The following is a 22,444-nucleotide window of genomic DNA, read 5'->3' on the forward strand; positions in this document are numbered from 1 at the left end:
TTGTGACAACAATCACCTCCTAAAAGTTGAAAACGGCGTGAGTATCTATGCCGCTGACTCTGCTTTCTTAATACCTAAAAAAGCAAAAAGGAGCTATTTCTAGCTCCTCTTTCATCACCATCGCTGGTAATTAGAATTTTTTCGGTGCGTAACCAGTCATAACCTCAATGCGAAGTTCTTTACCGATCTTCGTCATTGGGTGAACAATTACGAGTCCTTTAACAGACTTTTTAAGTTTACCCATATCCGCTTGCTCAGCCTTAGTGATTTCACGGCTAAATGGCATATCAACCAGAGACTTACGCTCTTGGTTCACATCGTAGCTTTCTTTGTGTTTAAGCTGGGCAATTTTCTTAGTTAGCTTCTTAATCTCTTCCTCGAACTGACGAACAACAGGACGATCATTACGAGTTTTAGCAGCATCTAACTTGTGGCGACACTTGTCTAGACGGTTGTTAATTTGTTGAAGTTCGTTTTTAACACTCATAATAATTTCCTAAGATTAAACAAGCCAATTCGGATTGGGGCGCGGAGTATAGCACAAGGGTTCTGTTGAACCGAAATTTATCTGTTAATTACCAACAGAAACGAATCACATCGACACCGCTCATTCAGCTTGCCTATTCTTTGCGGCGAAACTCTAAGCGGATTATTCCTTGATAGGATAGCGTCTACTTCAAAAATTGCAGTTCTCGATGCATCAAAATTCCGTCTAAACTTATACTCTAACGCAATAACTAAATCAGAGTACACAGCTTGGAGTTGTTACCCCAACAACGACTCTGATTTGCAACGTAATCACAAGGATAGCCGATGACATTATTGAAACGAACATTGACCTGCAGCCTAGTCCTGAGTGCAATGTTTGCCACAACTTATGCATCTAGTGAACAAACAACCCGAAGTAACCTGCTCGTTGAGTACTCTTCACCTCAAAATGCCGAAGAAGAGCAGCTCAAACGCGAGATTCAAAGCAGTGGCGTTAATGACACTGTGGCTGACCTATCAAACCAACTGTTCATGTTTGAGAAGCCATTAACCATTCAATATGGCGGGGAAGAAGGACCGCTCTACGATCCGCAAACCCATCAAGTGCTGATCCCTTATAGCTTTTACGCTGAGTCACTCAATTACTTTGAGAAGAACCAATACGAAAAAGAGTATGGAAAATCTGCGCAAACTGGCGCTATTGATACCTTGCTGCACACCCTACTACACGAAACTGGGCATGCGTATATCGAAGATCAGAACATTGCCATATTGGGTAAAGAAGAAGATGCAGTTGATAACCTAGCAACCGTGCTACTGCTTAACTACGTAGAGCATGGGGCCGACGCCGCTATCAGCGCTGCAGACATGTTCGCTTTCGAGTCAGAAGACCGCCCAGAGTATTACGACCTAGGGGAATACATCGACGAGCACAGTTTCGACCTGCAGCGTTACTTCTCCACGTTATGCTTAGTGTATGGCAGCGATCCTGATGCCTATAAGAACTTGCTCGATGAAGTGGAAAACGACTATTTGAAAGACAGAAAAGAGTTCTGCGTTGAGCACTTTGACGTGATCAATGAAAATTGGCATCAGTATTTAAAAGAGAGTGATGATACTTAGATGCTGAAAGGTTAGTGTCGAGAACGAGACAAAACGGCTTTGGCATCAAATTCCAAAGCCGTAAGTCGATAAGTGTGCTTACGTGTTAAGAGTTAAGAGCTTAAACCCTAGACCTTCACTTTATACTTCAGATCTTGAGCTTCATCGCCGGTCATGCCTCGAAATCCCCAGCAGTGCGATGGCTGTTCCTTAATGGTGATTTCAATATCAATAGGAGAGATAGCTAACTGCTTTTCTATTTCAGAAAATATCTTCTTAATTAAGCGCTTTTTGGTGTTTACCGCTCGACCTTCCATCATATTTATCTCAATGACGGTATAGGCTTCTGTTCTTCCTTCCGGGTAAAAGAAGTCATCTCGTTCCAATGGCACAAACCGATGTGCTCGCTTGTCATCGGGTAAACCCATTTCACTGTTCAAGCACTGCTGCAACACATTGGAGAGCTGCAACTTAATTGGATTTAAGCACTCTTTGATACCATAAATAACAATCATGACCATTCCTTTGATGCGATGTTAGGTATAGAAGAACGTCAGATAGAAGCATCGTCTGGCAACTACCCATTCGCTTACTATTTGTTCATATATTACCTAATGACGCGTATGAGAAAAGGTAAAAACAATGAATTTATGAACAGGTGCAACAAAATACCTATCCCTTTGCAAACATAAGCCGAAGCGAATTGATCGAACACCACCCTCCCCGCGTATATCTTCTCAAATCACATCTGAACTAAGGAGTACTATGTGCCGAATTCACCTAGGAAGACCACGCGGACAGACGCCGAACCAGAAACACCCGTAGAGTCTTCTCTAGAGCTCGCAGTGTTTCCTCTCCCCATCTTCCTTCTACCAGGAGGCAGACAAAGACTGCGCATTTTTGAGCCAAAGTATCTCGCGATGGTCGCTCACGCAGCGCAGGGCGGTGGTTTCATTATTGCCACTCAAGACAACTCTAACGCTGATCATCTCAGTTCTTGGGGAACAAAGGTGACCATCGTCGACTTCAATATGTCGGATGACCAAATCTTAGAGATTGATGTCGAAGGCGAAAAGCTGGTGCAATTGCATGGGTCGTTTCGAGACGATGATGACCTGATTAAAAGTAAGTTCAGCTCGTTGCCACACTGGCCAGCCCATGAATATAAAGTGCCTAACGTGTTTACCGCTTTTTTGGTTCAGTTGTTTCGCGACCACGATTCGATAAGAACACTCTATCCCACTCCAGATTTCGAGAGCCCACAATGGATCTGTGCACGATTGCTCGAAATGATGCCTATCCCATTGGAAAAGAAAACAGAATTTACTGAGCCTGCTAGTTTTCCTTCTCTAGTTCCTTTTTTGAATCAAATCATTACGGGGCAATAAGCATTTTTCTTCACTATAATTTTGTATAGTGGAAATTAATCTAATTAAAGTGATCCCGACTTTCTCCTTTCACGTAGTGCCTATCAAATTCGCATGATGGTTAGTTACTATGCAAGTGGAAAGCAGAAGTTCAGGGAACGGCAAGGAGCATGTCATTATTCCCGATAACAAAGTACCTACAGACAACAAAGTACCGACAGAGCTCTCGAGCTGGTTGGTGTTGGTTGGTACAGACCGAGACAAGCAGGCATTCACCTGTTTGTTTAAGTTCTTCGCTCCTAAGATTAAGCGTTTTGGCATTAGTAAGTTAGGCGGCGAAGCTGCTGCCAACGAGCTAGTTCAAGACACGATGACTAATGTTTGGAAGAAAGCACATCTCTACAATGTAGATAAAGGCGCTGCGACCACTTGGGTCTACACGGTAATGCGTAATGCAGCGTTCGACATTTTGCGTAAAGTGAAAGCGAAAGCCGAACAAACGATAGCCGACGATATCTGGCCGATAGATGCGATGGTAGCCGAATCTCAAAATGAAGAATTGCCATTCGGTGATCATTTGATGAGCCGACACGTAATGACTCAGATAGAGAAGTTGCCTCTTGCTCAGAAAACCATCGTCAAAGGCGTCTATTTTCAAGAGCTCTCTCAAGAGCAACTCGCTCAGCAACTTGGCGTCCCACTTGGAACGGTGAAATCACGTCTGAGACTCGCTTTAGCCAAATTAAAAGTTCACATGGGGGAACAAGACCATGATTAAACATCACCCAAACGCGGCAATCTTGAAAGACTTCGTCGATGGCACGTTGGCTGATTCAGTTTCTTTGATTGTTTCTAGCCATGTAGAACTGTGTAAACACTGCCAACAACAAGTTAAGCAGCTTACCGCTGAAGCGGCGAATAGTGCATTTGACGCAGAGCCAGTATTCTCAAATGAAGATCTAGACAGCTTCTTAATGGACGACATGGACTTTGATTTTGATGCGATAGAGCAAATCACAGCCGATGCTTCACAGTCAGTTGAAGTGACTCCAGAGGTTCAGAAAATAACCGTCGCCGACACAACATTCACAATTCCTCGCGCCCTCAACTCAGTCGCGAGAAAGGACTGGATGAACCTAGGCAAAATTTCACGAGCAAGACTCGATTTTGCTGACGAAGCACACCACACCAGCTTGTTGCACATCGACAAAGATGGACAAGTGCCTTGCCACACCCACAAAGGCTTCGAGATCACGCTTCTTCTAGAAGGCAGTTTCGAAGACGAAATGGGCGTCTACAACAAAGGTGACTTCATCTGGTTGGATGGCAATCACACTCATCAACCTGCAACAAAAGAAGGTTGTGTCTGTTTAACCGTTTCAAGTGATGCCTTGTACTTCACCAAAGGCGTGAGTCAACTGTTCAACCCACTAGGTAAATACATTTATTAGATTGAAGTATTTACTGGGCTCGTCACAAGACTCGCACAGTTGGCTAGGTAGAAAAGTAAAAACCGAACTAAAGCAATGTGGAATAAGCAACAAACCACATAATATAAGAATAACGATGAGCAATGATCGTAAGGAATTGACCAATGGATAAAAAAATAAAAATAGGCATCAGTGCATGTGTCGCCGGTCATAAAGTTCGGTTCGATACAGGACACAAACGTTCTCGCTTCTGCACAGACGATCTTGCAGATTATGTAGAGTTAGAACCAGTTTGTCCTGAAATGGGCGTCGGTCTTCCAACTCCTCGTCCAACCATTCGTCAAACAAGAATGTTAGATGACATCATTCACGTTTCTCGCCCAGATGGTTCAGGTGATGTGACCAACGAACTGATCGAGTTCGGTCAAAACTACTCAAAGAACAACCAACACATTGCTGGCTTTATTGTGTGTCAAAAAAGTCCAACCTGCGGCATGGAACGCGTGAAAGTGTACCACCACCATGGTCGAGGCTCTGAATCGACTGGCGTAGGCATGTTCACGCAACAAATTATGGACGGCAACCCGTTACTTCCCGTTGAAGAAAACGGCCGCCTTAACGACCCCATTTTGCGTGAAAACTTCATGACTCGAGTGTTCACTTACCAAAAATGGCTCGATCTTGTGGATGAAGGTGTGACTAAACACAAGCTTATCCAGTTCCACAGCGCCCACAAGTACTTAGTCATGTGTCACCACGTTGAGGGATACAAAAGTTTAGGCAAACTGTTAGCGGGTAATGAGTTAGACATCGACGAATTGGCAGCTCAATACATCGAAGGTTTGATGAAGGCGTTATCGCATCATGCTAATCGAGGCAGTCACGCCAATACGCTGCATCACTTGCAGGGTTACTTTAAAAAACAACTGAGTAGCGCTCACAAACAAGAACTCACCAACCAGATAGATTCTTTCAGAGAGGGCGTGATTCCACTGTTAGTGCCGCTGACACTGATCAATCACTACCTAATGGAATACCCAAACGAGTACTTGGAATCACAGGTTTACCTAAACCCTCACCCACAAGAACTTAAGCTGAGATACGGATATTGAGCGACATTTTATGGATACGACGAGACCTGAGGGTTCACGATAACCCAGCGCTCGTCGCAGCAATTGAAAACGGCGTATCTATCGCCGTTTTTATTTCAACCCCACAGCAATGGCAGCAACACCACCTTGCACCAATCAAAGCTGATTTCATCTATCGTCATCTAAAACAACTCAAATCCCAGCTCGCTGAATTCGGGATGACTTTGCTTCACCTGAAAGCGACCGACTTTGACGACCAATCCAAACAGCTCATCGACTTATGCCAGCAGCTTGATGCCAAGTGCGTCTACGCAAACTCTGAGCCTGAGGTCGATGAACAGGCTCGCGATAAAAAGCTAATTTCAAGCGGCTTAAACCTCAAGATGAGCGATTGTGACGTTATGTTGCCACTCGGTAGCGTTCTCAACAAACAAGGCGAGATGTTCAAAGTCTTTACGCCCTTTAAGAACGCTTGGCTAAAAGAAGTTCAGGTGAAAGGCATCATCTGCAGTCCAGCTCCTGTCGAGTCAGCTGAACGTTCACAAACACAGCTTCCTGACAACTTACAAGCCTTAACCCTCTCCGCTAACTATGATTTCGACTTTCCTCGTGTGGATTCGAGTCGCTGGCCATTAAGCCAAGATGTATTGGGCAATGTGATCCCCAATTTCTTAGGCAATAAAGTCAACGACTACGCACGTCTGAGAGACATTCCCTCAGTTAAAGGGACATCGGGGCTATCACCTTATCTAGCGATTGGCGCCGTGAGCCCACGTTGGTTAGCGATTCAATTGATTCAGCAGAAACCCGATCTGTTATTTGATACGCAATTACCGGCCTTTTGTTGGCTCAATGAATTGATTTGGCGAGATTTTTATAAGCATTTGATGTTCCACCATCCTAAACTGGTTAAAGGTGCTAACTTTCAGCAAAAATACAATGGTTTAGATTGGTATCACGATCATCCTAGCTTCAAAGCTTGGTGCGAAGGAAAAACAGGATATCCATTGGTTGATGCAGCAATGCGTCAACTGGTTGAAACGGGCTGGATGCACAACAGGCTAAGAATGGTGGTGGCAAGCTTCCTAACCAAGCACCTGCTTATTGACTGGCGTTGGGGCGAACGTTTCTTTATGTCACACCTTATCGATGGTGACTTTAGTGCCAACAATGGTGGCTGGCAGTGGGCTTCAAGTACTGGCTGTGATGCTCAACCTTACTTCCGAATTTTCAATCCAATCACCCAGAGTGAAAAGTTTGATCCAAAAGGAATTTTTATTCGTAAGTACATACCAGAGCTGCAAAATATCCCAGATAAGTATGTGCATTTCCCACATGAATTTATCGCTAAAAACGGAATAGACAGCGAATACTGGCAACCCATCGTTGAGCATAAAGAAGCACGATTGAGAGCCTTAGCCTTCTTCAAATAATTAGAGTGAATATTATGGATAACTCTCTATGGCTTGATAACTTTCTCAACATGTATCGAGAACTCGGAACCGACAATTTCGACGTGCTTAAGACGGTTTATCACCCTGATATTGAATTCCAAGATCCGCTGCATCATGTCAGCGGTATTTCGGCGCTTACGCACTACTTCGAGAACCTCTACACACAGGTAACGAGCTGTTACTTTCATATCGAACACACTTTCGAAGCGAACGACGAGGCTTCGGTTTACTGGACGATGCAGTTTGCTCACAAGCAATTAAATGGGCAAAAGCCAATCGAAGTACAAGGACACAGCCACCTCAAGATGCTCGACGGTCAAGTGGTCTACCACAGAGACTATCTCGACGTCGGCTCTATGTTGTACGAACACATTCCAGTACTGGGCTGCGCGATCAAATCCATCAAAAAGAGGGCGAGCCGATAATGCGTATTATGATTACAGGCGCGACCTCAGGTATAGGCCAATCCCTAACTAAAGATTACGCTCAGCAAGGGCATCAGGTGATTGCTTGTGGCCGCAACCCAGACAAGCTGCAAGCCTTAGTTGACTCTCACGATACAGACGTCGCGCATTCATCCATTACGCCGCTCTGTTTCGACCTGACTGATTACCACAACTTCCCAGAACTCGACCAAGACAAGTCGCTCGATCTGCTGATTTTAAATGCTGGTGATTGTGAGTACATCGACGACCCAGTGAATTTTGATGCCGAGCTTTTCGAGCGCGTCATCAACATAAACCTAATTTCAATTGGCTACGCCCTTAAAGCCTGGTTAAAAAACATCAAGCCCGGCGGCCGTTTGGTTTTAGTCAGCTCCAGCGCTAGCTTTTTACCTTTGCCAAGAGCCGAGGCTTATGGCGCTTCAAAGGCCGCCCTCACCTACTTAGGCAGAACACTTTCGGTTGATCTGGCAACGCACAACATTCATGTCTCAATTGTGCACCCAGGCTTTGTTGAAACGCCATTAACCGAGCGAAATACGTTCTCTATGCCTATGATTATTAGTAGTGAGGCCGCAACTCAGCGAATCGTTAATGGTATCGCTCAAGGAAAGAGTGAAATCGATTTCCCAAGACGATTCATCATGTTGATGAAGCTACTAAGAATGCTTCCAACTCCAGTTTGGCAAAAACTCGCTTCAAGGATGGTATAACAATGAAGAAAATCGCCATTATTGGTTCAGGTATATCTGGACTCACTTGCGCGCATATATTAGATAAGCACCACGACGTAACGGTATTCGAAAAAAATGATTACGTTGGGGGGCACACCGCAACCGTTGATATTGAACATCAAGGCTCGGCGTTTTCGATAGATACAGGTTTCATCGTATTCAACGATCGAACCTACCCAAATTTCAATCAGCTTCTAGAACAACTCGGTGTCGAAAGACAACCTACCGAGATGAGCTTCAGCGTCCACAACACCACCACTAAGTTTGAGTACAACGGCCACAGCATTAATTCGTTATTCGCTCAGAGGAGTAACATCTTCAAACCTCAGTTCTGGTCTTTAGTGTCTGACATTCTCAAGTTCAACAAACTGTGTAAGGCTCAGTTTGAAAGCAATAAATTCACACCAGACGTTACCCTTGGCAGCTTCCTACGAGATAATCAATTTTCCGATTTTTTCAGCCAGCACTATATCCTACCGATGGGCGCGGCGATTTGGTCGACAAGCTTGGAAGAGATGGAAGAGTTTGAGCTGAAGTTCTTCATCCAGTTTTTCTACAACCATGGATTGCTCGATATCGCGAACCGTCCTCAGTGGTATGTGATTCCAAAAGGATCGCGTTCTTATGTTGAAATCATCCTTTCACGCCTAAGTAAGCCTGTTGCACTCAATACATCGATTAAACAAGTGACTCGCCAAGAAACGGGCATCACGATTGAATTTGAAGATGGCAGCACACAAGACTTCGACGAAGTAATCTTTGCTTGCCACTCAGACCAAGCCTTACGTCTGCTTGGCGATGCGACAGAACAAGAGCAACAGGTACTGGGCGAGATCCCATACAGCCGTAATGAAGTCGTTCTGCACACCGATACTCGCTTGTTACCAGACAGAAAGCTGGCTTGGGCAAGCTGGAACTATATGTTGGATGGCGACAGTAAACGACCTGCCTGTGTCACTTACAACATGAACATTCTGCAAGGCATCGAAAGCCAAGACACCTTCTGTGTCACCTTGAATCAAAGCGAAGCCATCGACCCAGAAAAAATCATTCGCAGCTTTGTTTATCATCACCCGGTACTTAATTCGAACACGGTCGAAGCTCAGCACAAGCGTGAGCAAATCTGTGGCAAAAACCAGACGCACTTTGCTGGTGCTTATTGGTACAACGGCTTCCACGAAGACGGTGTCCACAGTGCACTCGATGTGACCAAACGCTTCGGTTTAGATTTGAGCACGAGTTCAGCACTATGAACAGTCAAACCCTGACACCCGAGATGGGGATCGCATCCGAAAAGAGTGAAGAGCTCAGCGGTATCTATTGGGGTAACGTCAGACATCGCCGCTTTGGCGACATCACCCATGAGTTTAGCTATCAGCTGTATATGATGGGGTTAGATCTTGATGAGCTGCCCCAAACCACAGCGCGCAGTGCGCTGTTCGGAACTCGATGGTACAACCCAATTCGCTTTGTCGAATCGGATTATCTCGCTGAAAAAAAAGAAAATGTCACCACGGATGAACCAAAATCACTTAAGCAACGTATAGCTTCCAAAGTGCAACAACTTGGTGGGTTTTGGTCTGATTCAAACCGTGTGACGATGCTGGCTCAGTGCCGCTGTTTAGGCATCTATTTCAGCCCAATCAACTGTTTCTTCTGTTACGACGAAACTGGGGATTGCAAGTACATGTTGGCTGAGGTGAGCAACACGCCTTGGCGAGAAAGACACTACTATCTCATCGACATGCACCAAGAATTGAAGGTAAAAAAAGAGTTTCACGTTTCACCGTTCATGGATTTGAACATGACTTATTTTTGGAAAATTAAGCCACCAGCGAAACGCACGTTAGTTCACATCGAAAGCCGCCGAGACGATAAGCTTTTCGATGCGACACTGGCTCTGACGAAACAGTCAGTAACCAAGACAAACATTAGACGAACGGTATTCAAGATTCCGGCGATGACGATAAAAGTCGTGATGGGAATTTATTATCAGGCTCTCAAATTATTCCTGAAAAAAGTACCGTTTGTGGCGCATCCAGACTCAACATCTTAAGCGCTTAAAACAGAAATCGATTCTAGCTTGGGTTCGCTCCAACCAAGGAGCAGAACTCAACTTAGTTGGCACAAAATATTAGAATGAGTTATCAGCGAGGTTTACATGGAACAGCTTGCCAAACAAAACAACAATATTGAACAACAAGCTAAAGCCGTTGCTGTTTCAAGCAACTGTAAATATCGAGCTTTAATCTTCAAGGTTTTAGAAAGCCTACAATTCGCGACGCTTGAGATCATTGAGCGCGACCAGCATTCGGTGTTCGGTGATCGAGAAGCAGACTTGAAAGGTCGAATCGTGATTCATGATGCGACCTTTTTTAGAGATGTCGTCATCAACGGTAGTATTGGCGCATCTGAAGCGTACATCGATGGTAAATGGACCAGTCCAAATCTCACGCGTGTGATTCAAATCATGGCTCGCAACCAAGCCCAATTGGATGAGCTTGATGACAAGACACAGTGGATTTCTCGCATCAAAAACCTATTGCTGCGTCGTAAAAATGCCAACACGGAGCAAGGCTCTAAACGAAATATTCTCGCGCACTACGATATTGGCAACGAGCTGTATGAGCGCTTCTTAGATAGCTCGATGCAGTACTCTTCCGCTATCTACAGCGAAGACGCAGAAACCTTGTCGAAGGCTCAACAAAACAAAATGAAAACCATCTGTGAGCGATTAGAACTGTCGGAGAAAGATAGCGTGGTCGAGATAGGCACAGGTTGGGGCGGCTTAGCCATCTTCATGGCACAACACTACGGTTGCCATGTCACTACTACCACGATTTCAGATGCCCAACATGCGCTTGCTGAACAGAGAGTCAAAGCGCTTGGTTTAACCGATAAAATCACCCTGCTTAAAGAGGATTATCGCAATCTCACTGGTGAGTACGACAAGTTGGTTTCGATCGAGATGATAGAAGCGGTCGGCCATGAATATCTACAAACTTTCTTTGAGAAGTGCTCTTCGTTACTTAAGCCCTCAGGCAAGATGCTGATTCAAGCGATTACTATCGCTGACAGCCGTTACGACAAATACCGCAAAGGTGTCGACTTTATTCAGAAGTACATCTTCCCCGGCGGTTGTTTACCTTCAGTTTCAGTAATGACCCAACACCTTGCGACCAGCACCGACCTTGTGGTTCAAGAAATTGATGACATTGGCCTACACTACGCTCGAACACTGAATGATTGGAACATCGCCTTTGAAAATAGTTGGGAAGAGTTAGAGTCCCTCGGCTATTCAGAAGAGTTTAAGCGCTTGTGGATCTTCTACTTCTGCTACTGTGAAGGCGCATTCAAAGAGCGCGTGATCAGCACTCATCATGTAGTCGCAAGAAAACCTCGTTACTTTGGAGCAAAAGATGAAGCGGTTTTGGATTATTAATCTCGTACTGTTTCAAGCGACCTGGGTTTGCAGTGCCTTTTTTACCGCGCAAGCCCCGTTCGTCACACCACTGATTGTAGTGGTTCACTTCCTTCTATCACCGACTCGCAGTAGCGATCTGAAGATACTCATTTTATTACCATTGGGGCTATTGCTTGATAGCCTCTTACTTCACTTCGGCGTGTTTTCCGTCGACTCTGAAATTGCTAATCAATCTTGGTTCCCAGTGTGGCTTGTCTGCCTGTGGATCATGTTCTTAATCAGTTTTAACCACAGCCTAAATTGGCTATTAAAATGCTCGAAAGTGATCTTGTTTGTCATAGGGTTCGTAGCAGGTACTAGTAGTTATTGGGGAGGCATCAAAGCTGGTGCTCTTCTTACTACTTGGCCAGATGCATCGGTAGTTGCTGCCCTTGCAATAAGTTGGGGGATTTTGTTGCCCTTACTGGTGGCCGCCTACTCCAACTTAATACAACCTAAAATGGCAATAACGAGGTGACTTATGGCTTATTCACGCAACCCGACACAAACGTTCAAACCTGAGCGAGGTATTGTTCGCCCTCATCAGCAAGCAAAAAACACACTTCTAAGCTTTATTACTCTCTCGTTAATCTTTGCTTCGCTGTTATTTGCTGGAAGCGTTAAAGCCTCTGCTGTCGACGATCTAAACAAACGTGGTCAGGGTGAAATGAGCTACCTATTTTGGACTCTCTACTCGGCAGAATTCTACGCGACTCCAACCAACTCTGAACGAGCCTTAAAGCTTGAGTATTACCGCTCAATCGACAGCAAAGACCTCGTAGACGCGACCGAAGATCAGTGGAACAAGCTTGGCTACTCTAACAGCAACATTCAACGTTGGTTGAAACCCTTGTACGCGATGTGGCCGAACGTGGAAGAAGGAAGCACACTCACGATTCGTGTCGCTGAAGATAACGTAAGTCGTTTTTATTTCGATGAACAACCGATCGGCACTATCCAAGACAAGCAATTTGGTGAAGCGTTTCTAGCGATTTGGTTATCTGAAAACACCTCTGAACCCGGTCTTCGTAAACAACTTTTAGGTTTGAACAAATGAATCCAAAAACAACAATAATAAAATTCGCTCTGGTATTTTTTTCACTCACTTGGCTAGTGGGCTGTGGCTCTGCAAGTTTAGAAGACCATGTCGACACTACGCCAGAGCTCAAGCTTGAAACCTTTTTTAATGGCGAGCTAATGGCCTACGGCATGGTGCTCGACCGCTCTGGCAACCTACTGCGCCGCTTTGATGCCAAGCTTATCGCAAATTGGGACGGTGACAATGGAGAAATAAAAGAGTGGTTCTCTTTTGCTGATGGCGAGCGCTCAACTCGCGTTTGGAATCTGATCAAAACGGGCGAAAACACCTATTCTGGGACCGCCAACGATGTCGTTGGAACCGCTTATGGTGAGACCCAAGGTTCTGCGCTGTATTGGAAATATGATCTAGAAATTGAAGTAGACGGCAGCACCTATGAAGTCGTGCTCGACGATTGGATGTTCTTGATGGACGACAAGCGATTGTTCAACAAGACTGAGATGTCCAAGTTTGGCTTTAAAGTCGGAGAAGTCATCTTATACATCGAGAAGATTTGATTTAGCTGCGGTTTCTGATTCTTAGTTTTAAATCGATGACTACATCTACAGTACGTAGCGAAACAGCCCACAACGAAAATTGTGGGTTGTTTTGTTTGATCCCTCGAATAGCATACCTGCATGCTCAAGCCACTGTGCTAAGATGCGCCACCAGCATACAAATGGACTAAACTGACACTAAGCAGTCCCCATTTGTTTCGCTAAGCGTAGATTCCCTACCATGAATAATTGAAAAGGCTTTAAAGCATGAGCAAGTTGACCTCAGCGGAGCGTAAAGCTCGCGACAATGAACGTTTCTCACAACGCGTAAACGACCGCAGAGAAAAAGGTGAAGACGTAGTTGCTTACGCACTGACCAACAAAAAAGCTGTAAAATTCCTGACTAAGTCAGAGAAAAAACGTTTCAACGAAACGAGAGCCACTCTGCAAGAAGAGAAGCGAGTGAAAGAACAAGAAGAGCTTAACCGAATCGAAGACGCGTTCACGATCAAACAGTTCGACGACGAAAAATAATCACTTATGATTACTCAAAAGCGCTGGCTCTTATGCCGGCGCTTTTACTTGTTAGTTCTATTGCTTTTTAGCGGTGTTACTTCTGACCAACCCCGTCGATTCTTAACGACTTTCCACACACTCTTATTCCCCCCACAGCTCAACCTATCAACCAGGCTATCGATCAACTTTAGCCATAGATCTCAGAAAATCTTAGCCCAGCCCCTTACTATCTCGAATCAACTCTACAAATTTAAGACAGTATGATTTTAATTACCGGATCAAGCAGCGGTTTAGGCGCAGCTCTCGCGAAACAATATGCTAACGCCGCAACAGACGCCCAGCGCGTAGCCATCACAGGTCGCAATGCACAACGTTTAGCAGAAGTGGCGCAAGGCCTACCTGCGAATACCATTAGCCAAGCGTGTGATCTCTGTGACCCGCACTCAGTGAGCGAGTTATTGGATGCGTTACCTGAAATGCCGAAGCTGGTGATCCACAGTGCTGGCAGTGGCTACTTCGGTAAGATAGAACAGCAAGATCCAACCATCATCAGCGACATGCTGAAGAACAATATCGAGTCTTCGATCTTTTTGATTCGCGAGCTTGTGCAGCGCTACAAAGATCAATCAGTCACCATTGCTGTGGTGATGTCGACGGCGGCACAAGGTGCTAAAGCGGAAGAGTCCACCTACTGCGCGGCAAAATGGGCCGTGAAAGGCTTTATCGAATCGGTAAGGTTGGAGCTAAAAGGTCACCCGATGAAAATCGTCGCGGTTTATCCTGGAGGAATGGCGACCGAGTTTTGGAATACAAGCGGTAAAGACATGGATACCTCAAGCTTTATGACCGCACAAGAAGCCTCTCAGATGCTGCAACAGGCATTGACCAGCACAGAGCATGGATTCGTATCAGATATTACGATAAACCGCGGCTAGCAGGTAAACAGCTCGCTTAATCGGTAAATAGAGCGACGCGTTACCAAAGAAATGATTAGAGTAATTATTTGTGAGGGTGAGCATGAAAGTGTGCGACAATGCTCGGCGTAAATTCATATTCAAGGTTTATTATGAAACTTCTAGTTCGTAACCTATCGCGCTCTACATCTGAGCAAGACATCCGTGTGCTATTTTCTGAGTTTGGCTCAGTAAAAGAGTGCAGCCTAGTTTTAGACCAAGAAACTGGCGACTCAAAAGGCTTTGCTTTTGTTGAAATGCCAGAGCAAGAAGAAGCTAAAGCAGCACTAAACAAGCTGAACTTGTCAAAGCTTGGCAAAAACACGATTCGTGTAAAAGTAGCGAACTCTTAATCGAGTCAATGCTTCATAAGCCGCATGGCTTAGCTTAACAGCAGCACAGATGATAAAGCCCGTAACGATATGACGTTTTCCAGCGCAATATCGTTACGGGCTTTTTGCTGCTCGCAATTCTCTTTTCACACGATTTGAATACGCCTACAGACCTTCATGTTCATCAATAGCACGTCTTGCTTCGGCCATTGAACATCCAGATTCCATCACCAGCTGAGCCACAGTCATTGAAGGTGTAGCGGCCAACAGAGATGCCAAACACACTACTGGTTTAGGCAGCACTTTGTCGATTGCAATTGCTATCCAACCGTCTTTTTCATGGGTTAGCATCGTTTTAAATTCAGTGAGTTGACGCTCTTGAGCGACCAAAAGCCAATTACGTGAACGACGAACTCGTTTCAACTGACATCCACATTCCGCAGCATTCGCCATCACTTGGCTTTTATCACTCACACGATGTACAAAACTATTCAATGGGACGCTAAACATAACTCTCTGCTAATCAATCTATTCCTACCATTCAAAAGCTCTCTACCTATCTCTCAGAACTTTCTAACTGTCACTCAATTAAAACCGTACGTAGGATTACACAGACACAAAAAAACCGCCAGTGATGCACTTAGCAGCCTCGCGGTTTTCATTCTTTAGAGCCTAACGCTCGATATCAGCAGCAGCTTTTTGAAGCGCCGCCATCGCAACAAGTTGAAGAAATCAGACTTCCTCGCTCAAAGCCATCAATCGCGTCTGCTAAAGCCCTAAATGATTGCTCGATATTGTCACGTGACGTTGCGATGTTCATTCGCATAAAGTTAGGACTTTCAGCACCAAACCAACCACCTGGGGTCAAGCCCATTTTAGCTTGTTCAAACACCACATTTTTTAGCTCTTCTTCCGAAAAATCCAAGCCTGAGAAATCAAACCACACTTGGTAAGTGCCCTGTGGCTGGAAGACTTTTAACTGAGGAATACGTTGCTCCGCAAACTCAGTGATCCATTTCACCGTGCCTTGCAGATACACCAACATGCCATCTAGCCACTCTCCACCTTTCTCAAAGGCCGCCACGGTTGCAAATGTGCTGAACGCATTACCATGATCAAGATACATCGCCACCACATTGGTTTTGAACGCTTCAAATAACTCATTGCTGTTGATGTACACATAGCCGTTTGAGATGCTATGCATGCCGAAAGTTTTCGCCGGAGAACCGATCAAGGCAATAACCTTGTGGTAATCAAAGCTGGTTAAGCTCGTAAAAGCGTGACCTTCAAAAATAATGTCGGAATGAACTTCGTCGCTGATGATCAGCACATCGTGACGTTTAGCGATCTCGATGACTTGTTCAATCTCTTGAGGTGTCCACACTCGCCCAGTCGGGTTATGCGGATTACAGAAAATCATCGTCTTCACTTGTTGTTCGATGATCTGTTGCTCCATACCATCGAAATCAATCTGATAACGCTGTCCGTCATTAATCAACGGGCTATTCACGACCTGACGGCCTGCCTTATTCACCAAATTAGCAAACTGATGGTAAGCCGGCGTATGAATAAGTACACCATCACCCTCATTGGTAAACTGACGCAGTAACAACGCTATGCCTGGTAAGACTCCCGGAACCTGAACGAACTTGTCAGAAGATAAGTTCAACCCATGACGCTTTGAATACCATTGTGATAGCGCCTCAAACACTGCCTGTTCATTGAACTCATACGAGTATACTCCACGCTTAACCAAGCGGTTAAGCTCTTGAGTGATCGGTTCCGCCACCTTAAAGTCCATGTCGGCAACCCAGTAAGGAAATACATCGGTGGTGTTGTAAATGCTCTCAAGCATCTCTGATTTGCTTTTGATAAACGCATTTTCACCGTAATTCGATGCACTGTTAAACGCTGTCATGGAGGATTCCTCAAATAGTGTGTTCGGTCTTTTTGCAATCAACGAAATTGCATCAATACCCTTAAGACGATGGCGAGAGAAAAAGGACGAAGCTTTTAAAGAAATCTTGTGATTGTTTTAAATTAATCTCTCATCTCGACCACAATCTCTGTTTTTACCGAGTTCGCAATAAAGCAGTTTTTGTGCGCCAAATGATGCAGTTTGTCGAGTTGTTTGGCGGTGGGCTTTTTGGTACCTAGAAACACAATCTTAGGGCGCAGAGTCACCTTAGTGACAGACGAACGGCCTGATTCGTCTTCTAGCACACCGACGGCATCATCAACATAAGAGTCGATCACGTACTTCTGCTTTGCAGCTATGCCCAAAAACGTCAGCATATGGCAGCTAGAAAGTGCCGCGATAAACGCTTCTTCTGGGTCGACATTCGCTTCCACCGAAAACGGCAGTGGAACAACGTGTGGAGAGGACGAAGCAGGCACAGTGACACCACCATCGAACTCCCACGTATGGCCGCGACTGTATTGATTGTCGCTAAAGGCTTCATCTTGCGCTTTTTGCCAGCGAATGACCGCTCCATATTCAGACATAATTCCTTCCCTTTTTAATGCTCAATAAATTAACGATCAGCTGGATGGTTAACACCATCGTTGGTCACCACATCACCAATATCAAAAGGGTTTACCCCTTCCAAACAGCCGATGTTAAAACCATATTCGTTTGGGCTAGAACGGCGTTGATGATGGGTATAGATGCCGCAGTTTGAGCAGAAGTAATGCTTTGCGGTGTTGGTATTGAATTGATAAAGCTTGAGATGCTCTGCACCTTTGAGGATCTTGATGCCATCCAGCGCAACAGAGCCCACAATCGCTCCCCTGCGACGACAGATAGAGCAATCACAGCGGCGTGGTTTTTCTATCCCGTTAGGTAAGCTGAGCTCTAGTTCAACCGCACCGCAATGGCAGGTTGCCTTGTGAAAAGGTTGGATGACCGTATCTCCGACGACTTTCATTTTTCTCTCCAATCACGTCCTTATGTTGCTCATATCATAACCAGTTCAATGTTCTCTGTCCGTAGCCGGATGTTGAGTTCGAGAGTTCTGTCATACGCGGCCAATTAGCCAATCTAACTAGACTTTTCAACCAAATCGCCAAAGCGTTCAAACAGAAAATCAAGAAACAACCGGATACGCTTAGGCTGATACTTCTTGCTGATGTACACCACATTCAAATCGGCACTCGACACTGACATCGCGGTATTAAAGTTCTTCATGTAGCCATTAAGCAGCGTCACAAGGCGCTGGTTATTGATGTCGTCTTGCACATCCAGCACCGATTTAAGGGCAATGCCCTCGCCTTTTAATGCCCAGTAGCGAATCACTTCGCCATCGTCTGAAAATCGCTTTGGAACAACGGTAATCGACTTCTTCATATCATGATCTTGGAAGTGCCATGTCTTGAGCTCTTCATTGCTGCGTAGCATGGCTAAACAATCGTGCTCAACCAAATCTTGTGGTGTTAACGGTGTTCCATGCTTGGCAAGATATTCAGGCGAGGCACACAACACACGTCGGCTTGGTGACAAGCGTCTGGATATCAAACTGCTGTCGACCAACTCACCATAACGGACCACGATATCCATGCCAGATTCAGCAATGTTCGAGAGGTTATCGTTCAAGTAGAGGTAAGGGATCACGTCGGGATATTGCTGACAGAACTCAGAGAGAATAGGAAGAATGTACTGCTTTCCGATGTCTTTCGGTGCGGCGATTTTGAGTGGACCTTTGACCTCTTTGACGCCATTTTGGATCAAGTTTTCGGCCTCACTGACATTATCTAATATCTCCAAACACGCCTTGTGATACAGCTCTCCAGAGTCGGTCAAAGACACATGGCGCGTACTTCGATTCAACAACTTCACACCATAGCGCTCTTCAAGTGCCTGAAGCCTTGCTGTCATGGTCGCAGGCGATAAACCCAGTTCACGCCCCGCCGCCGCTAACCCGTGATGCTTAACAATACTGACGAACATCGCCATATCTGAAAACTTATCCATACGATTCTCGCTTCCACCTCTTCGTCTTACTTCTCGATCTTAATGCTCGACCTGAATACTCAGCGACACTATTCAGATTAACCGAATAATGAATTTATATTTTAACCAATTATCAAATTTAATCGAATAAATATAATGGCAAACATCAACAGAACAACGCAGGAATTCAGAGCATGACTAACGAATCGACTAAACAAGAGCAACGCACTTTCGTCATCATTGGTGGCACATCAGGTATCGGTAAAGCTCTCGCGATGAAATTGAGAAATGAAAACAACACAGTGCACATCGCTAGCCGACATACAGGCCTTGATATCAGCAATGAAAAATCAATTTGTGAATACTTTGAATCGATTGGCGTGTTTGACCACTTAATCGTAACGGCTGGCTCATCCGCTCCCGCAGGAAAAGTAACAGACGTCGCAACCGCAGACGCTAAGACAGCTTTTGACACTAAGTTTTGGGGCAGCTTAAACGTAGCCAAACATGCAGCGCGCTACATGACGCCAAACGGCTCTATCACGCTCACGACGGGTATGTTGTCTCGCAAAGTAGTGGCTGGCACTTACGTAAAAACCGCCATTAACGCCGCGCTAGAAAGCGTAACCAAAATACTGGCGAAAGAGCTATCACCGATTCGCGTCAATGCCGTCAGCCCGGGCTTAACCATGACCGAAGCCTACAAAAACATGGACGATTCCGCTCGTGCAAGCATGTACGACAACGCCAAAAACAACCTACCCGCAGGTAAGGTTGGCGAGCCTTCAGAGGTGGCTATGGGTTACCTATTCGCGATTAACAACCCATACGTAACAGGGTCAATCATCGACATCGATGGCGGCGCTCTACTCGGCTAAACCCCCGCAAAGACACAAAGAACATCGTTAGGGCGTTTATCTCAACGTCCTAACAAACAAGAATTTAAATAGGTAACTCATCATGAAATCAAAAGCCATGACACAAGAAGCTATCCATAAAGAAAAGATTCCATTCCAAGTTTGGATACTGACACTCGCAGCATTTGCAATCGGCACGGCTGAGTTTGTTATCGCAGGTATTCTTCCACAGATCGCCACATCACTTTCAATCACAGAAGGCCAAGCTGGCTACCTTATCAGTGCTTACGCGTTGGCTATCGTTATCGGCGGCCCGATCTTAACCATCTACCTGGCGCGCTTTAATAAGAAGATGGTGCTGATTGGCTTAATGGCATTGTTCATCATCGGCAACATTTTATCCGCCTTAGCGCCAAGCTATCCATTACTGCTGGCGAGTCGTGTTATCGCAGGCTTAGTGCAAGGCCCTTTCTATGGCATCGGTGCGGTTGTAGCGACCAACTTAGTGTCTGAAAAAATGGCAGGCCGTGCGGTTGGTCAGATGTTCGCAGGCTTAACGCTCGCTAACGTTCTTGGGGTTCCGGCTGGTACTTGGGTTAGCTTGCAATTCGGCTGGCACACCACCTTCTTCACTGTTGCTGCACTTGGCACGATTGCGATGATTTCTATTCTAACGTCAATCAAATCGACTGGTCACAGTGAAGCAAAAGACATCAAAACTCAGCTGTTAGCGTTCAAAAACCCAATGCTGCTGATCAGCTTGGCAATCACCGCTTTTGCTTGGTCTGGCTTCATGACGCTTTATGGATACCTTGCGCCAATCGCTATGCACATCACCGGTTACGGTCAAGAGTCTGTCACTTGGATCTTAGTGATTGTGGGTGTCGGCTTAATCATAGGTAACACCTTGGGCGGACGTTCTTCAGATAAAAACCTAGGCAAAGCTTCAATGTTTTGGGCAGTCGCAATGATCGTTTCATTGGTTGTGGTTGGCCTCGTGGTAGACAACAAAATCCTATTCGTTGCAGCGGCATTTGTCTTTGGTATTGCATCATTTGCCAACGTTCCAGCCATGCAACTTCGAGTGATGAACAACGGTGGCGAAGGCCAAGAACTAGCAGCAACCGCGAATATCTCAGCGTTTAATTTGGCCAATGCCTTTGGTGGATTTCTTGGCGGCATGGTTCTCGACAGCCAACTAGGCGCAGGCATGATTCCATTCGCGGCCGTTGTTGTCCCAGTGATTGGTTTGCTGCTAATAGCCAAAGCCAACCGAGCTGAAAAGCCACAGAGCAACTCTATTTTCATCCCAGCAGAAAGCAAATAACACGACTTATCGCCCCAATACAAAAAGAAAGATCACAGCATTAAAACAAGGTAGAAACCATGAACAAACTATTCGAAACATCAGAACTGAAAGGCCTAGAACTGCAAAACCGCGTGGTTATGGCACCCATGACACGCGCTCGTACTAGCCAACCTGGAAACGTGCCAAACGACATGATGGCGACTTATTACCAACAACGCGCAAGTGCTGGGCTTATCATCACTGAAGCGACACAAATTTCAGATGACTCTCAAGGTTACTCATTCACACCCGGCGTCTACACCGATGCACAAATCGAAGGTTGGAAGTCAGTAACAACCGCAGCTAAAGCACAAGGTGCCGCGATATTCTGCCAACTATGGCACGTAGGCCGAGTATCACACCCTACCTTTCAAAAAGGCGAGTTACCGATAGCACCTTCAGCACTAGCACCAATCGAAACTCAGGTTTGGATCTCTGATGAAAATGGTAACGGCAACATGGTCGATTGCACCCAACCAAGAGAGATGACCCAAACAGACATCAACCGTGTTGTTCAAGATTTTGCTAACTCAGCGAAAAAAGCGGTCGAAGCAGGGTTTAACGGCGTCGAGATCCACGGCGGCAATGGTTATCTGATTGACCAGTTCCTAAGAACCAACTCAAACAAGCGCACCGACAACTACGGCGGTAGTCGTGAGAATAGACTTCGCTTTCTAATTGAAGTCGTGGATGCGGTAATTGAAGCGATTGGTGCTGACAAAGTGGGCGTACGTTTGGCCCCATTCATCACCTTCAAAGACATGAACTGCCCAGACATCGTGCCAACGATTTTAGAAGCGTCAAAGGAACTGCAAGCTCGTAATATCGCTTATCTGCACTTATCAGAAGCCGATTGGGATGATGCTCCAGTTATCCCTGAAAGCTTCCGTATAGAACTAAGAGCCTTGTTCTCTAACACCATCATCGTTGCTGGCAGTTACACACCACAACGCGCTGAGGAAGTACTAAGCAAAGGCTACGCCGACCTCGTCGCATTTGGTCGCCCATTCGTAGCAAACCCGGATCTCGTTTCACGCCTACAAAACGGCAGCGAACTATCACAACTCGACGGCACGACTCTATTTGGCGGCAACGAAAAAGGCTACATCGATTATCCAGCGTTGTAGTGGATCTTGAAGTGATAGTGATGCCTTGAGTTTTACGACAGGCAAAAGAAAGGCTCGCATGACTAGTGCGAGCCTAATGCAGTTTAGGGGGTAAACCACAATCTAGTTTAATTATTTAACTTATGAGCCATTATGCACTTGTGCGCATTGATATTCTATTTTTAAATGATTCACTGCAATTAATCAATCGATAAAAGTTAGCGTTTGGTCAATTT

At 45.4% G+C, this 22,444-nt stretch carries 27 protein-coding genes; 20 read left to right on the forward strand and 7 right to left on the reverse strand.

Going from position 1 to position 22,444, the window contains the following annotated elements; genetic code table 11:
* Positions 1-130: 130 nt before the first annotated feature.
* The gene (locus OCV20_RS24075; protein ID WP_017060971.1) at positions 131-487 is read right to left on the reverse strand and encodes a YibL family ribosome-associated protein; all 357 of its coding nucleotides are present in this window, start codon (positions 485-487) and stop codon (positions 131-133) included.
* Between the two features lie 326 nt (positions 488-813).
* On the opposite strand from OCV20_RS24075, the gene OCV20_RS24080 reads away from it, so the two are divergent.
* Entirely contained in the window at positions 814-1,611 is a 798-nt protein-coding gene (locus OCV20_RS24080) for a DUF4344 domain-containing metallopeptidase (RefSeq protein ID WP_086773975.1), read from the forward strand.
* Positions 1,612-1,718: 107 nt separating this feature from the next.
* On the opposite strand, the gene OCV20_RS24085 is transcribed toward OCV20_RS24080, so the two are convergent.
* Positions 1,719-2,105 carry a tautomerase family protein gene (locus OCV20_RS24085; RefSeq protein WP_017070218.1) on the reverse strand — a complete coding sequence of 129 codons (387 nt, stop codon included), beginning with the start codon at positions 2,103-2,105 and terminating at the stop codon, positions 1,719-1,721.
* 252 nt (positions 2,106-2,357) lie between these two features.
* Here OCV20_RS24085 and OCV20_RS24090 point away from each other — a divergent pair, with 252 nt between their 5' ends.
* The 16 genes from OCV20_RS24090 to OCV20_RS24165 all read left to right on the forward strand — a co-directional run bounded on the left by OCV20_RS24090 (position 2,358) and on the right by OCV20_RS24165 (position 14,969).
* A complete protein-coding gene (locus OCV20_RS24090; protein WP_086773976.1) occupies positions 2,358-2,978 on the forward strand; it encodes an LON peptidase substrate-binding domain-containing protein in 621 nt (206 codons plus the stop codon).
* Positions 2,979-3,087: 109 nt separating this feature from the next.
* The gene (locus OCV20_RS24095) at positions 3,088-3,735 is read left to right on the forward strand and encodes a sigma-70 family RNA polymerase sigma factor (protein WP_086773977.1); all 648 of its coding nucleotides are present in this window, start codon (positions 3,088-3,090) and stop codon (positions 3,733-3,735) included.
* Entirely contained in the window at positions 3,728-4,408 is a 681-nt protein-coding gene (locus tag OCV20_RS24100) for a ChrR family anti-sigma-E factor (RefSeq protein ID WP_086773978.1), read from the forward strand. The genes OCV20_RS24095 and OCV20_RS24100 overlap by 8 nt, the downstream gene beginning before the upstream one ends.
* A 143-nt stretch (positions 4,409-4,551) precedes the next feature.
* Positions 4,552-5,499, forward strand: coding sequence for a YbgA family protein (locus OCV20_RS24105; protein WP_050620197.1), 948 nt, complete (start codon positions 4,552-4,554; stop codon positions 5,497-5,499).
* Positions 5,496-6,911 carry a deoxyribodipyrimidine photo-lyase gene (gene phrB / locus OCV20_RS24110; protein ID WP_086773979.1) on the forward strand — a complete coding sequence of 472 codons (1,416 nt, stop codon included), beginning with the start codon at positions 5,496-5,498 and terminating at the stop codon, positions 6,909-6,911. The genes OCV20_RS24105 and phrB overlap by 4 nt, the downstream gene beginning before the upstream one ends.
* Before the next feature lie 14 nt (positions 6,912-6,925).
* Positions 6,926-7,357, forward strand: coding sequence for a nuclear transport factor 2 family protein (locus tag OCV20_RS24115; protein WP_017061283.1), 432 nt, complete (start codon positions 6,926-6,928; stop codon positions 7,355-7,357).
* A complete protein-coding gene (locus OCV20_RS24120) occupies positions 7,357-8,088 on the forward strand; it encodes an SDR family NAD(P)-dependent oxidoreductase (protein ID WP_048610071.1) in 732 nt (243 codons plus the stop codon). Before OCV20_RS24115 ends, OCV20_RS24120 begins: the two co-directional genes overlap by 1 nt.
* Positions 8,089-8,090: 2 nt before the next feature.
* Entirely contained in the window at positions 8,091-9,362 is a 1,272-nt protein-coding gene (locus OCV20_RS24125; protein ID WP_086773980.1) for an NAD(P)/FAD-dependent oxidoreductase, read from the forward strand.
* Positions 9,359-10,165, forward strand: coding sequence for a DUF1365 domain-containing protein (locus OCV20_RS24130; RefSeq protein WP_086773981.1), 807 nt, complete (start codon positions 9,359-9,361; stop codon positions 10,163-10,165). The genes OCV20_RS24125 and OCV20_RS24130 overlap by 4 nt, the downstream gene beginning before the upstream one ends.
* 105 nt (positions 10,166-10,270) lie before the next feature.
* Positions 10,271-11,551, forward strand: a complete 1,281-nt coding sequence (locus tag OCV20_RS24135; protein WP_050712261.1) for an SAM-dependent methyltransferase — start codon at positions 10,271-10,273, stop codon at positions 11,549-11,551.
* On the forward strand, positions 11,529-12,050 hold the full coding sequence (locus tag OCV20_RS24140; RefSeq protein ID WP_086773982.1) for a DUF2878 domain-containing protein: 522 nt from the start codon (positions 11,529-11,531) through the stop codon (positions 12,048-12,050). The genes OCV20_RS24135 and OCV20_RS24140 overlap by 23 nt, the downstream gene beginning before the upstream one ends.
* Before the next feature lie 3 nt (positions 12,051-12,053).
* Positions 12,054-12,629 (forward strand): chalcone isomerase family protein, encoded by a 576-nt coding sequence (locus OCV20_RS24145; protein ID WP_086773983.1) that lies wholly within the window; start codon positions 12,054-12,056, stop codon positions 12,627-12,629.
* A complete protein-coding gene (locus tag OCV20_RS24150; RefSeq protein WP_086773984.1) occupies positions 12,626-13,168 on the forward strand; it encodes a DUF3833 domain-containing protein in 543 nt (180 codons plus the stop codon). Before OCV20_RS24145 ends, OCV20_RS24150 begins: the two co-directional genes overlap by 4 nt.
* Before the next feature lie 246 nt (positions 13,169-13,414).
* The gene (locus tag OCV20_RS24155) at positions 13,415-13,681 is read left to right on the forward strand and encodes a hypothetical protein (RefSeq protein ID WP_048610083.1); all 267 of its coding nucleotides are present in this window, start codon (positions 13,415-13,417) and stop codon (positions 13,679-13,681) included.
* A gap of 242 nt (positions 13,682-13,923) precedes the next feature.
* Positions 13,924-14,598, forward strand: coding sequence for an SDR family NAD(P)-dependent oxidoreductase (locus OCV20_RS24160; protein ID WP_086773985.1), 675 nt, complete (start codon positions 13,924-13,926; stop codon positions 14,596-14,598).
* Between the two features lie 131 nt (positions 14,599-14,729).
* Positions 14,730-14,969, forward strand: a complete 240-nt coding sequence (locus OCV20_RS24165) for an RNA recognition motif domain-containing protein (RefSeq protein ID WP_017061273.1) — start codon at positions 14,730-14,732, stop codon at positions 14,967-14,969.
* A 144-nt stretch (positions 14,970-15,113) separates the two neighbouring features.
* Here OCV20_RS24165 and OCV20_RS24170 read toward each other — a convergent pair whose 3' ends face one another.
* From OCV20_RS24170 to OCV20_RS24190, 5 genes are all read right to left on the reverse strand, one after another.
* Positions 15,114-15,458: a ribosome recycling factor family protein gene (locus tag OCV20_RS24170; protein WP_086773986.1), complete on the reverse strand. Its 345-nt coding sequence runs from the start codon at positions 15,456-15,458 to the stop codon at positions 15,114-15,116.
* 175 nt (positions 15,459-15,633) lie between these two features.
* Positions 15,634-16,866 (reverse strand): MalY/PatB family protein, encoded by a 1,233-nt coding sequence (locus OCV20_RS24175; protein WP_086773987.1) that lies wholly within the window; start codon positions 16,864-16,866, stop codon positions 15,634-15,636.
* A 122-nt stretch (positions 16,867-16,988) separates the two neighbouring features.
* Complete coding sequence (locus OCV20_RS24180; protein WP_086773988.1) at positions 16,989-17,453, reverse strand: OsmC family protein; 465 nt, start codon at positions 17,451-17,453, stop codon at positions 16,989-16,991.
* Positions 17,454-17,482: 29 nt separating this feature from the next.
* A complete protein-coding gene (locus OCV20_RS24185; protein ID WP_017057647.1) occupies positions 17,483-17,875 on the reverse strand; it encodes a GFA family protein in 393 nt (130 codons plus the stop codon).
* A 113-nt stretch (positions 17,876-17,988) separates the two neighbouring features.
* Positions 17,989-18,918 (reverse strand): LysR family transcriptional regulator, encoded by a 930-nt coding sequence (locus OCV20_RS24190; RefSeq protein ID WP_048610092.1) that lies wholly within the window; start codon positions 18,916-18,918, stop codon positions 17,989-17,991.
* Between the two features lie 173 nt (positions 18,919-19,091).
* On the opposite strand from OCV20_RS24190, the gene OCV20_RS24195 reads away from it, so the two are divergent.
* The 3 genes from OCV20_RS24195 to OCV20_RS24205 all read left to right on the forward strand — a co-directional run bounded on the left by OCV20_RS24195 (position 19,092) and on the right by OCV20_RS24205 (position 22,229).
* Positions 19,092-19,775 carry an SDR family oxidoreductase gene (locus OCV20_RS24195; RefSeq protein ID WP_048610237.1) on the forward strand — a complete coding sequence of 228 codons (684 nt, stop codon included), beginning with the start codon at positions 19,092-19,094 and terminating at the stop codon, positions 19,773-19,775.
* Between the two features lie 97 nt (positions 19,776-19,872).
* Positions 19,873-21,081 (forward strand): MFS transporter, encoded by a 1,209-nt coding sequence (locus OCV20_RS24200; protein WP_086774005.1) that lies wholly within the window; start codon positions 19,873-19,875, stop codon positions 21,079-21,081.
* Between the two features lie 59 nt (positions 21,082-21,140).
* Complete coding sequence (locus OCV20_RS24205; RefSeq protein WP_086773989.1) at positions 21,141-22,229, forward strand: alkene reductase; 1,089 nt, start codon at positions 21,141-21,143, stop codon at positions 22,227-22,229.
* Positions 22,230-22,444 lie beyond the last annotated feature (215 nt).

The organism is Vibrio coralliirubri, assembly GCF_024347375.1.
Taxonomy (GTDB): Bacteria; Pseudomonadota; Gammaproteobacteria; order Enterobacterales; family Vibrionaceae; genus Vibrio; species Vibrio coralliirubri.